The 12,625-nt window shown below is 34.1% G+C and carries 9 protein-coding genes; 6 read left to right on the top strand and 3 right to left on the bottom strand.

The genetic code is table 11. From position 1 onward, the window contains the following. Window positions 1–97 precede the first annotated feature (97 nt). Window positions 98–1,045, top strand: coding sequence for a 1,4-dihydroxy-2-naphthoate polyprenyltransferase (gene menA / locus FHY60_RS03260; protein ID WP_139903424.1), 948 nt, complete (start codon window positions 98–100; stop codon window positions 1,043–1,045). Window positions 1,046–1,127: 82 nt separating this feature from the next. On the opposite strand, the gene FHY60_RS03265 is transcribed toward menA, so the two are convergent. The 3 genes from FHY60_RS03265 to FHY60_RS03270 all read right to left on the bottom strand — a co-directional run bounded on the left by FHY60_RS03265 (window position 1,128) and on the right by FHY60_RS03270 (window position 5,014). After that, window positions 1,128–3,296, bottom strand: a complete 2,169-nt coding sequence (locus FHY60_RS03265) for an EAL domain-containing protein (protein ID WP_243122209.1) — start codon at window positions 3,294–3,296, stop codon at window positions 1,128–1,130. Then, complete coding sequence (locus FHY60_RS18230; protein WP_243122210.1) at window positions 3,287–4,048, bottom strand: cache domain-containing protein; 762 nt, start codon at window positions 4,046–4,048, stop codon at window positions 3,287–3,289. The genes FHY60_RS03265 and FHY60_RS18230 overlap by 10 nt, the downstream gene beginning before the upstream one ends. 126 nt (window positions 4,049–4,174) lie before the next feature. Further along, a complete protein-coding gene (locus tag FHY60_RS03270) occupies window positions 4,175–5,014 on the bottom strand; it encodes a CvfB family protein (protein ID WP_139903427.1) in 840 nt (279 codons plus the stop codon). Between the two features lie 310 nt (window positions 5,015–5,324). On the opposite strand from FHY60_RS03270, the gene FHY60_RS03275 reads away from it, so the two are divergent. The 5 genes from FHY60_RS03275 (at window position 5,325) to FHY60_RS03295 (ending at window position 12,623) form a co-directional block, all read left to right on the top strand. Continuing rightward, window positions 5,325–6,299, top strand: a complete 975-nt coding sequence (locus FHY60_RS03275) for an ABC transporter permease (protein ID WP_243122211.1) — start codon at window positions 5,325–5,327, stop codon at window positions 6,297–6,299. A 12-nt stretch (window positions 6,300–6,311) separates the two neighbouring features. Beyond that, window positions 6,312–7,211: a carbohydrate ABC transporter permease gene (locus tag FHY60_RS03280; RefSeq protein ID WP_207671440.1), complete on the top strand. Its 900-nt coding sequence runs from the start codon at window positions 6,312–6,314 to the stop codon at window positions 7,209–7,211. A gap of 119 nt (window positions 7,212–7,330) precedes the next feature. After that, window positions 7,331–8,995 carry a type 2 periplasmic-binding domain-containing protein gene (locus FHY60_RS03285; RefSeq protein WP_139903430.1) on the top strand — a complete coding sequence of 555 codons (1,665 nt, stop codon included), beginning with the start codon at window positions 7,331–7,333 and terminating at the stop codon, window positions 8,993–8,995. A gap of 114 nt (window positions 8,996–9,109) precedes the next feature. Continuing rightward, window positions 9,110–10,984 (top strand): cache domain-containing sensor histidine kinase, encoded by a 1,875-nt coding sequence (locus FHY60_RS03290; RefSeq protein WP_139903435.1) that lies wholly within the window; start codon window positions 9,110–9,112, stop codon window positions 10,982–10,984. A gap of 19 nt (window positions 10,985–11,003) precedes the next feature. Further along, window positions 11,004–12,623, top strand: coding sequence for a response regulator transcription factor (locus FHY60_RS03295; RefSeq protein WP_139903439.1), 1,620 nt, complete (start codon window positions 11,004–11,006; stop codon window positions 12,621–12,623). The last annotated feature ends 2 nt before the right edge of the window (window positions 12,624–12,625 follow it).

Raw genomic sequence — 12,625 nt, forward strand, 5'->3', positions numbered from 1 at the left:
CACTGTAAGTATTTGCCAGCTTAACTTTAACCATAGAGTCCTTGGAGAAATAAAAATGCTGTGTTAAAATAGTAGCATCAAATTTTGGAGGGATAATATGAACATAAGAAGCTTTTTAAAGCTAGTAGAGATTCAAACAAAGGCTGCAAGTATGATTCCTTTGCTGTTAGGGACGGTATATTCACTTTATAGATTTAAGACCTTTAATCTACGCAATTTTGCGTTTATGTTTGTTTCTTTACTGACCTTTGATATGGTAACCACAGCAGTGAACAATTATATGGATTTTAAAAAGGCGAAAAAAACCCATGGCTATGGGTATGAAACCCATAATGCCATCGTAAAGTATAAGTTGAAAGAATTCACTGTACTTACGGTTATTTTTTTGTTACTCACTATTGCAGTAGTGTTTGGAGTGCTTTTATTTTTAAATACTGACATAATAATATTACTGCTAGGAGCTCTTTCCTTTGCAGTGGGAATATCCTATTCCTTTGGACCAATACCAATATCAAGGACACCTTTTGGGGAACTTTTTTCAGGTTTATTTATGGGATTTGTGATAGTGTTTATTTCTGTCTATATCCATATTTTTGACCAAAATGTATTGAATATAGTCTACAGTGGCGGCAATTTAAGCTTAAGTATTGGCATTCTTGAAATTCTGTATATATTCCTACTCTCCATTCCGGCAGTAAGCGGAATAGCAAACATAATGCTGGCAAATAACATTTGCGATATCGAAGACGATAGAGAAAATAGAAGATACACCTTACCAATATATATAGGAAGAGAAAATTCTCTGAAGCTTTTTAGAAGCCTTTACTATATTGCCTTTGCCGTGGTCATACTGCTTGTAATCCTTGGAATAGAGCCTATTAGCTGTCTATTAGTATTAGTTACGTTGATTCCTGTCAATAAGAATTTAAAAACCTTTGACAAGTTACAGACGAAAAAAGATACTTTTCCATTGTCAGTAAAGAACTTTGTAATGATGAATGTGACCCTTATAGTTACAATAGCAGTTGCACTGCTATGGAAGTAGTTTGACCAGAAAGAAAATTGCGTATTAACGCAATTTTTTTCTTTTCCGAACAAAAAAGTTCCGGGCCGTAACCCGGAACTTTTTATCTCATCAATTTTTCCGCATCTTCTTCAGACAGAGGCTTACTGAATAGGTAGCCTTGAACTTTATCACAGCATTTGCTTTTAAGTACTTCCAGCTGAACAGAAGTTTCAACACCTTCAGCCACTACTTTTAGGTTCATGTGGTGAGCCATTTGAATGATGCTATCTATGATGGATTTTTCTGTGTTGCTGCAACATAAGTTATCAATAAATGACTTGTCTACCTTTAAAGTAGTGATGGGAATTTTCATTAAATAATTCAGGGAGGAGTAGCCGGTACCGAAGTCATCCAAGGCTATTCGTATCCCTAGGGACCTTAGTTCATTTAATACCTCGATATTGGTGTCCAGGGATTTCATAAGCGCAGTTTCCGTAATCTCTAGCTCCAGATCCTGTGGTGCCATACCTGTTTCAGCAAGGATATCCCGCACCATGGATATAAAACCAGGCTGCTTAACTTGTATAGATGAAATATTCACTCCCATACAAACAAAGTCAAGACCTTTGTTGCGCCATTGAGAAGCTTTAGTACAGGCGGTTTTTAATACCCAGCGGCCTAATTCCACAATATGTCCGGATTCCTCCGCTATTGGAATGAATTCTGCAGGGGAAATAAAACCTAACTCCTTACCATTAAGTCTAAGCAGTGCTTCAAATCCACATATCAAGCCGGTTTTGATATCATATTGAGGTTGATAAAATAAAGATAATTCATTATATTCAATAGCCCTTCTTAAAACCGCTTCTATGCTGGTTTTTCTCTGCAGCTCTAGGTACATTTCATCACTATAGAAGCTATACATGCTTTTTCCACGTTCCTTAGCTTTGTACATAGCAGTATCAGCATTTTTTAAGAGGATAGAAGCTTCCGTACCATGCTTAGGATACAGTGCTATACCAACACTGGCGGTAATATGGATTAGTTTTTCTTGTATTTGAAGAGGATTGCTGAATATTTGTAGAAGGTGCTCTGCATAATCTACAGGGTCTTCCTTATTAAGTAAGGGGTGAAGTATTATAAATTCATCACCGCTAAATCTGAATACAGAATCTTTATGCTTTATAAAGTTCTTAAGTCTATCAGAAAGTTCAATTAAAACCAGATCTCCATAATTATGGCCTAAGGTATCATTTATATTTTTGAAGCTATCAATGTCTATAAAAAACAGGGCCCCCTGTGAGCTTGACACAGAAGCTTTGGCTAACTCTGACTCTAAAGTTTTCATTAGCAATGCTCGATTTGGAAGATCTGTAAGGGAATCGTAATAAGCCATATGTTGCATTTTTTCTTCAGTTTTTTTTCTTTCGGAAATATCAGTCATTGAACCTGCCATTTTTATTGACTTGCCATTTTTATCTCTCAGAGCTTTTCCTCTGCAGTAAATCCAGATATAATTGCTGTTTTTCATCCTGATTCTGAACTCAGCTTTAAAAAAGTTATCTTTTCCTTCCAAGTGATTTTGTAACCTAAGTACAAAACTAGAAACATCTTCAGGATGAATTATCTCATTAATGATCTTTTCATAAGTAAAAATACCTGAAGAGCTATAGCCTGTAATATCATACCACTTCTCCGAGGCGAAAAAATCACCAGTCTCTAGGTTCCATTCCCATATAACATCATTGGCGCCTGCCAAGGCTAATCGATATCTTTCTTCACTGTTACGCAGAGCTTCTTCATTACTCTGAAGTTCGTCATACTGTGCACGAAGTTCCTCGTCAGTGGCAACAAGTTCTTCGTGAACAGCAGTAAGTTCATCATAGCTGATACTTAACTTATTAATCATACTGTTAAAACTAGAGGAAAGTTGCCCGAATTCATCCTTTGTATTTATTTTAGCTCTAACAGCCAGATTGCCATTTCCGGCTTCTACCATCAGATAGGTAAGATCTCTTAGAGGCTTTGAAATTTTGTAGGAAGCAAAGTCAGCTATAATTATAGCCACCACTAATATACACAGAATTATGGCAACAATATAATATCCTATGTCATTTGCTTTACTAGTCAATTCATGACTTTCTACAATAGAAGCCATTTTCCATCCCGTTGAGGGGGAAGTGAAGGTATTAACCAACACTGGTGAGTTATTTATTTTGGTTTTGAAGGACTCATTTTTAGTTGTAAAAAGCTTATCAAAGTCCTCTATGACAAATCTAGCTATTGACACTTCATTATCAATATTTCCTTTAAGTTCTTAAAAATAAGACTGCTATCAGGATGAGAGATTATGGTGCCGTCTGCGGTATATAAAACTATATAGCCGGAATCTCCAATTTTAATTTTACTTACTAAATTAGAGATACTTTCTAAAGTTATATCCATACCAACCACACCTATAATGTTACCATTACTGTCTTTAATGGCAGAAGAAGTGGTGACAATAAGTGATTGATTTTCATCCTTAGAAATATAAGGGGCTGTTAATATGACATCATCTGGAGCTTCTATGGCTTGCTGATACCAGGGTCTTTCTCGTGGGTCATAGCCGTTTACCGGTACCCCATCAGGATATCTTACAAAACCTCCCCAGGCTGTACCCACATATACCAAGGCTGCTTCAGTGTGAGTTACAGCATATTTTTTCAGTTCACTATATATTAGGCCTTCTATGCCAGGAGCATTTTCTGAATACTTTTTTTGGTTAATATCATTAGAAGCATTCAGAACACCGGACACTGTTTGATCTGTTTGTAAGATATAATGATTATAAGTGAGTAATTTAGTATCATTCTTGATGTTATTAAGGGCATTTATCAATTCTCTATCTACATCAAGCATTCCTTTTTCTGCAGTGAAAAAAATATTACTTTCCAATGAAGAATAAATGGTTTTATATGTAAGGATTCCTATGGGGATGGCAGTGAATAATATTATTAAAATAAATAATATAAATAATTTGGACTTAAATGAAAATTTCATAGTTACAGCTCCTTGGCACCTTTATTTTATATATAGTTATTCGTGAAATAAAGAGTAAACTTTATGGTTTAACTCCTGGCTAAAGTATAAATGTATAGGAGTAAAAAATAACAGGCTCTAAGCCTGCTATTTTAGTCTGGTGCCATTCTCTTCTTGAAGGATGAGACCTTTTTTCATAAGTCCGCCTAAGGAATTTTTAAAGTTATTTTTGCTGGTGTGGAAGACTTTATAAATATCCTCGGGTGAGCTTTTATCGTTATAGGGCATAAACCCATTATGATCATGTAAATACTCCAATATGATTTCTTGAAGTTCTAAGCGCTGCTCTTTCGGTGCCTTTCTAGGACTGAGCCCTAACCTTCCGTCATCATAAATTTTTATAACTGTCAAATCCAGTACATCCCCATGGTTTAATTCCATAAAGTATTCAGTTTTTAATATAAGGCCTTTGTACAAGTTGTCAATGGCGATAAGTGCACTCTTGTTGGTTTGGAAGCCGTACACTGTTCCTCGTACATGATCTCCAATGGAGTGCTGGTCAGCAATGTCAAGGTAACGTTCTATATCTGTGGTGGCTGCAATTCTTTCGGTTTTGTCCAAGTAAATATAAAACAAATAGGATTTACCCTCCTGAAGCTCATAAAGCTTCTCTTTCAAAGGGACTAGTATATCTCTTTCCAAGCCAAAATCCACAAAACTTCCTATTTTCGTGGTGGATACCACTCTTAAGTAAGCCAAGTCACCAACCTTTGCCAAGGGCTTTTTCATGGTAGCTATGGGTCTATCCTTTGAATCTCGGTATATAAAAACTTCAACCTCATCACCAACATTTAGATCAGAACCAAGGGTGCTGTTTTTGGGCAGTAATATATCCTCCGAAGTTCTACTTCCACCTGCATCTAAAAAGTAGCCAAAGCCAGCCTTTCGTGCCACCTTTAAAGTATTATAATCACCTATTTTAATCAAAATACATACCTCACTTTACTATAGATATTTCATTAGTTCATATTTTTAACTATATTGCAGTCTTTATTCTAACACAGTAGGATTCTTAAATGAATAATTAATAATTAGTTTTTATTAATTGATTGGAAAATATTTTAAGGAATTAATCTTTCGTGGGAACACTAACCCAAAAAAATGACACCTAAAATAAAATATAATAGCTTACGAAAAGTGTGGACAAACAGTAAAATTAAAATAGAAATTTGAAAACGGTCTCAGATTACAGCATTAGGGTGTTTGATCGTATATCAATAGAAAGGGAGGCTTACACGTGGAAACAAATGTGAATGAAGTTGAAACCGTAATAAAAGACATGGGAAAGAAGCCTATGAATAAACTCAGCAAATCAATAAAAAAAATCCTATCACAAAAGCAGCTGCAGCTAATGGCTCTGCTAGGGCTTGCATGGATGTTAGTTTTTAACTATGCTCCTATGGTTGGATTACAGATAGCTTTCAAAGATTACAATATAATTAAACCAATGTCTCAGGCACCTTGGGTTGGTTTAAAACATTTTAAAGCGTTTTTGGAAGATGAGAATTTCTGGTCTTCAGTAAAAAATACTTTGGGATTAAGTATATATTCTTTGGTGATAACATTCCCTCTGCCTATAATTTTTGCGCTGTTTCTTAACGAAATTAAATCAGTAAAGTATAAGAAGTTTGTTCAGACTGTTTCATACTTACCACACTTCTTATCCTGGGTTATTCTAGGAGGTATGTTAACAAACTGGCTGTCAGATGTAGGTATTATAAATAAAATATTTATAGCTCTTAATATAATTAAGGAACCTATTTACTTTTTAGGTGAACCTCAGTATTTCTGGGGATTGGCCATTATTTCAAACGTTTGGAAGGAACTTGGCTGGTCTGCAATCATATATCTGGCGGCAATTTCAAGTATTGACCCTGAAATGTATGAGGCAGCAACAGTGGATGGTGCCGGAAGATTCAGAAAAATGTGGAGTATAACATTACCAAGTATCAGACCTACAATATCAATGTTATTTATATTAGCGGTAGCAGGTGTGTTGAATTCTAACTTTGATCAAATATTTGTATTGAGAAATTCATTGAATCAGCCTACTAGTGAAGTAATAGATATATTCGTTTATAGAATGGGTCTTCAAATGGGAAGACACTCATATGCTACAGCTATTGGTATGTTTAAATCAGTAATTGCCTTTATTCTGTTATTTACAGCAAACAAAATTAACAATAAAATTAGTGGATCATCAATACTTTAAGGAGGGAAGACAATGAAGATGGCAATTGGAAGTAGAAAGACCAAGGGTGAAACAATTTTTGACATAGTTAATGTTATTGTAATGGCTATTATATGTTTTCTCACCTTATATCCTATATGGTTTACAATAGTAAATTCATTCAACAATGGTACAGATGCCATGAGAGGCGGAATTTACTGGTGGCCTAGAATGTTTAGTTTAGAGAATTATAAGACAGTATTTGCTAGCAGTGGTATAATGTCGGCTTTTGCTACAACTGTAGCCAAAACTGTTATAGGAACAGTAGTTCATGTTTTCTTTACTGCTATGGTTGCTTATGCTTTTTCAAGACAAGACCTGGTTGGACGAAAGTTTTACATGACTTTGGGTATAATAACAATGTTCTTTGGAGGTGGATTGATACCTACCTTCCTATTAATCAAAAGTCTAGGACTTTTAAATAACTTTTTAGTTTATATAATACCAGCAGCTTTTGCTATATTCGACTTACTCATATTTGTATCCTTCTTCAGAGAAATTCCTGCTGGATTGGAAGAAGCGGCTAAGATTGATGGAGCCAGTGATTTTCAGATATTTACAAAGGTAATATTAAAAGTATCACTGCCAGTGCTTGCTACTATTGCTCTCTTCCATGGAGTATATCAATGGAACGATTATTTTACCGGAGTAATATACATGCAAAGAAAGCAAAATATGCAGCCTATACAGACCTATCTTTACAGAATAGTAGCTGCTTCAGGTGCAAACCAAATGGCCAACGGTGCCGCTTCAGGAATTGTAGGCAGAACAACTACAGCAGAATCAGTTAAGCTGGCAACAATGGTAATTACTACGGCTCCAATAGTTTGTGTATACCCTTTCTTGCAGAAATATTTTGTCAAAGGAATGCTTTTAGGAGCAGTAAAAGGCTAAAATTAAAAAAAAGATAGCATTTCGAAAAAAACATGGTATAATGAAATCGTATAACACATTTGCTTTTGTGTATAGCACATTAGCAAGTAAATATAAAATATATTTTAAGGGGGATAAAAATGAACAAAAAAAGATTGTCTACATTACTAGCTCTAGCAATGACTGCAGTTTTAAGTGTAGGACTGTTCTCTGGATGTAAGAAGGATACACCATCTGATTCACCAACACCAACAGAAACTACTACACCTTCTGCTGGAGAAACAACAGCTCCTGCAGATGTTGAGCCTGGTTGGAAAGGTGATACTTCACCAATCACTTTCGATTGGTATATCAATTTCTCATGGTTTGCATCCAAGTGGGATGACCCTATTGCAAAGTATATTACTGAAAAGACTGGTGTAAGCATTAACTACATCGTTCCGGCTGGTAACGAAGCAGAAGCTCTTAACACAATGCTTGCCTCAGGTTCAGTTCCAGACTTTATAACACTTGGCTGGTGGGAAGATGCAGTTAAGAAAATGATTGAAGGTGAAATGGTTTTACCTTTAAATGAATTAGCTGACAAGTATGATATGTATTTCTACAAAGTTGCTGATGAACAGAAGTTGGCGTGGTACAGACAGGACAATGGAAATGTATACGGATACCCAAATGCTTCCTCATCGCCAAAGGACTTCGAAAAATATGCTAATTTAAAACCATCAAATCAGACATTCCTTGTAAGAAAGGATATGTATGAAGCATTAGGAAAGCCAGATATGAGAACTCCAGAAGGATTCTTAAATGCCTTAAAGGCTGCAAAAGAAAAGTTCCCAGAAGTTAACGGACAACCATTAATTCCGCTTGGTTTGCATGAATTTACTGACGCTGGTAACTACAGCTTAGAAGGATACTTACAGAACTTCCTAGCTATACCATACGAAAAAGATGGTAAGCTATATGACAGAAGCACAGATCCAGATTACATTAAGTGGTTAAAGACATTCAGAACTGCTAATGAAATGGGCTTATTATCCAAGGATATATTCGTAGATAAGAGAGCTCAGATGGAAGAAAAGATTGCTCAAGGCAGATACTTCGCAATGATATATCAGAGAAGCGATATGTCCGCTCAGTTACAGGCACTTTATGCTGCAGATCCAAACAAGGTATATATAGCTGTTGACGGACCTGCAAACTCCAATTTGGACGCACCTAAGCTAGCTGGTGATGGACTTGCTGGATGGACTGTTACATTGATTTCCAAGGATAACAAGGATCCAGAAAGAGCAATTAAGTTCTTAAGCTACCTTATCAGTGAAGAAGGTAACAAAGACCTATATTTAGGTAAAAAAGGTTTCACATATGATGTAATAGATGGTAAAGAACAATTCTTACCAGAAGTTTTACAGGTACTAAATACAGACAGAACTAAATTTGATAAAGAGTATGGTGCATCCTTCAAGCACTGGATGCTGATGGATACTAACATGAACCTGCAATGGGCTCCTCCTGCAGCAGAACCAGCTAAGCAGTTGGAAGACTGGACAAAGGGTAAGACTGTAAGCTATGCATTATATGATGGTATAGACCCAACTGGTACTTCAGAAGAAGGTATAGCAGCTTCAACAATGGCACAAGAATGGGGTAAGACATTGCCTAAGTTATTAAATGCTAAGACTGAAGCAGAATTCGATCAGATTTGGCAGGCATGGCAAGCAAAGAGAATAGAATTAGGACTTGATAAAGTTAGCGCTTACAGGGCAGCACAGTTAGAAAAGAACAAGAAAAAGCTTGGTATGTAATAATAAAGTTATATTAAGGTCCAGCATAGCTGGGCCTTAATATATATTTATACATTAGTATAGCAGAAGTATAAATGATATAATATAGAAAAATGAGTATGAGGTTGATGCGTTATGGATAATACTAATGATAAGTTTTCATTGAAAAATTTTATACGTGAAAAGATGAATGATCTACGTAATTTGAAATTAGTTAAAAAGCTCATTTATTCATATATAGTTATCATTACTATTCCAACTATAGCTTTTTCTTTACTCACAATCAGGGGATTTGAAAATAATCTGAAAAAAGATGCTATCAGTGAAAACAGGTACCAGTTAGAAGCTGAGAAAGCCAGTATTAACAGAAACTTTCAAGCATTGGTAAAGATGTCACAGATGGTTATTACCGATGACAAGTTTATGGCTTATATGAAGTCATCTGATGAGTATAACATTGATGAATTAGTTGAATTTAATCAGGACACCTTGAACAATATTTTAAGGATGCAATATAGTAACCCATCAATAAAGAGTATTAATTTTTTCAGCAGCAATAAAAACGTTATGGAAATATGGCCTTTGATATTTAAAGACTATAGGGCTAATGATAAGTACTGGTATAAAAAAACTATGGAGGCCAATGGTAAATTCTATTTGGATCTCAGCGTAAACTATGATGATATTATATTTGATACTTTCAGAAATGCAAATGGAGATGGCGAGCCAGTAGTGGGATTTTGCAGGGCAATAATTGAAAACAGGAATATCGGCGTCATAAGAGTAAACATGCCTTCTAAAGTTTTTTTTACTAAGATGTTTAGTGAAAATGAAAAAACAGAAGGTCAATTCTATGTAATAGATAAGTCAAATAATATTTATACTAATGAAAACAGCAAATTTCTAAAGGAAAATTTCTTGCCTTCACACTTCCTATTGCAGGAATATTTAAAAAATAAGAAAGAAAACAGTGATAATTTTACCTTAACATATAATAAAAAAGATATGATCGTTATATATACCGAAATTGAGGAATTAGGCCTGGATATATTAAATGTAGTATCCATGGACGAACTTATCCATTATACAAAGCAGATGAAAATTGTATATATATTGGGCTCTGTAATTATTATAGCTATTCTTTCTATTGTCATATATTTTATAACCTCAATACTTCTTAAGAGACTCTATGTTATTATTCAGTCCATGAAAAGAATGCAGCAGGGAGATTTTAATATAGATATACCTATAAGAGGCAGTGACGAAATAGGGGAACTAGCCCATCATTTCAGAAAAACTTTGAAAAAAATTAATGAATTAATTCAGGATGCAGTAGATAAAAGGTCCGTTACCAAGGAGGCTGAACTAAGAGCTCTGCACAATCAAATTGATTCACATTTTATATATAATACCTTGGAAAATATAAAGATGATGGCAGAAATAGATGAGCAATATATGATTGCTGATTCTATTTACTCACTGGGAGCAATGATGAGATATAACATGAAGTGGAACAGTGAATTTTCCACATTGCATGAAGAGATAGCCCATATTCAGAATTATATTACATTAATGAATGTAAGATTTGACAATAAAATAAACTTAATTTTGGAGATAGAAGAAAATCTTCTTGAACATGAAATCTTAAAGATGTCTTTGCAGCCCATAGTGGAAAACTCAGTAAAGCATGGACTAAAGAACATGATGGATGATGAAAAATTCAACATCTGTGTAAAAGCCTATTTGCAGGGGATATTTTTTAAGGTATCCGTTACTGATAACGGAGTAGGTATACCAAAGGATGAAGTAGAAAAACTAAACAAAAAAATCTCAAACTTTAAAAAGTCAGATAATGATGAAGTAAATGAAAATAAGAAAAAAGCATCTACTGGTATTGGACTTAAAAATGTTAATGAGAGGATTAAACTTTTTTATGGAGATGAATATGGTATCGAAATATTAAGCGAAGTTGATTCATACACTAGCGTTATTGTAACTCTGCCTTATTAAATAATAGGAGATAGATGCTATGAGAAAAGTTTTGGTTGTTGATGATGAAAAGCTAATTAGAACCGGCGTAAAAACAATGATAGAAAGAAAAGCAAAAGACTTTTATGATGTAGTTTTATGCTCTAATGGACTTGAGGCACTAGATATTGTAAGCAAAGAAAAAATTGATATAGTTATAACAGATATAAGGATGCCCGAAATGGATGGAATAACTTTTATCAAAAAACTGCAGGAGTTTAAATTTAAACCGCTAATATTAATACTAAGTGGTTATGACGATTTTAACTATGCTGTAGAAGCACTGAAATGTGGAGTACAAAACTATTTATTAAAGCCTATTAAGAGAGAAGAATTATATGAAAGTCTTGATAAGATTGAAAATATAATAAAGAAATCTGAGGAAACAGAAGCTGTAAAGAATGCATATAGTGTACACATAGATGAATACATTGAAGCCGAAATAAAGAATATTATTTTGAGGACTGATATTTCTGAGGCTGAAATTGAAAACATTGGAAAAAGACTGCAGTTTGATTTATTAAACCATAAGTATTATATAGGCTTGTTGATAAAAGAAGAGAACAACAAACTTGAAACAGATGTAAGCTTAAAGCAGGACATTTCTAATGAGATAAATATTATACTTGATAGATATGGTAAAGAATCACAGCATAGTGGTTTTAAAACTTTTCAATGGCATAATGGGCTGGTGATTATTTCACAGGACATAAGCGTTTTTGAAATTATTAAGCAAAAGTGTTTGAACGATTACAGATTTAGATATCATATTGGATTAAGTAATCCAGGTCAAGGTATTATGTCATTAAAACCTTGTTTTGCTCAAGCAGAAGAGGCCTTAAAATATAGAATATTCATTAATTATCATGGCAATACAGTGATTAAATACTCAGATATTCAAGACAGAAATAAGGACTATAATTTACAATCAGACAAGATTGAAAAGCTGGGTAATATGCTGGGTACAGATAGGGATAAAGAGATTTACAGTCTCTTTGATGAAATTTTTAATGAAAATAAATTTAGAAATTTTAGCATATGTTACCTGGAGGAAACTAATAAGTTGATAAACCATATGGTTTTGGATGAAATCGAAGCTAGAATTTTTTCAAATGAGGAAGATATGCTGAAAAAGATCCAAAAGTTTAAGAGTATATATAATTTCAAAAACTATAAACAATATTATCATGAGCTAAAAGATTTTATTATTTCCATTAATGAATATATTAAAACCATGAAAGAGATATATGGAAATAAGGATAAAATCGATAAGGCCATAGAGTTTATTAATAATAACTACCATAAGGACATAAATTTAGCTACAGTATCCAATGAGGTCTCCTTAAATTATTCATATTTTTCTCAAGTATTTAAGGAGCATACCGGTGAAAATTTTGTCAGTTATCTGAAACGAGTTAGAATCAATAAAGCAAAAGAGATTCTGAAAAGTGATGAGAGTAAAGTGTATGAAGTGGGCAAAATGGTTGGTTATGACGATTCTAAACAATTCTCCAAGCATTTTAGAAGCATAACCGGGGTTTCGCCTATAGAATATAAAAGAAATTTCTTTAAAGAATCAAAGGCTTCAAAGCAAAATGATGGTACAAATAAGGAGGAATAAAC

The sequence above is a fragment of the Clostridium thermarum genome (genome assembly GCF_006351925.1).
Classification (GTDB): domain Bacteria; phylum Bacillota; class Clostridia; order Clostridiales; family Clostridiaceae; genus Clostridium_AU; species Clostridium_AU thermarum.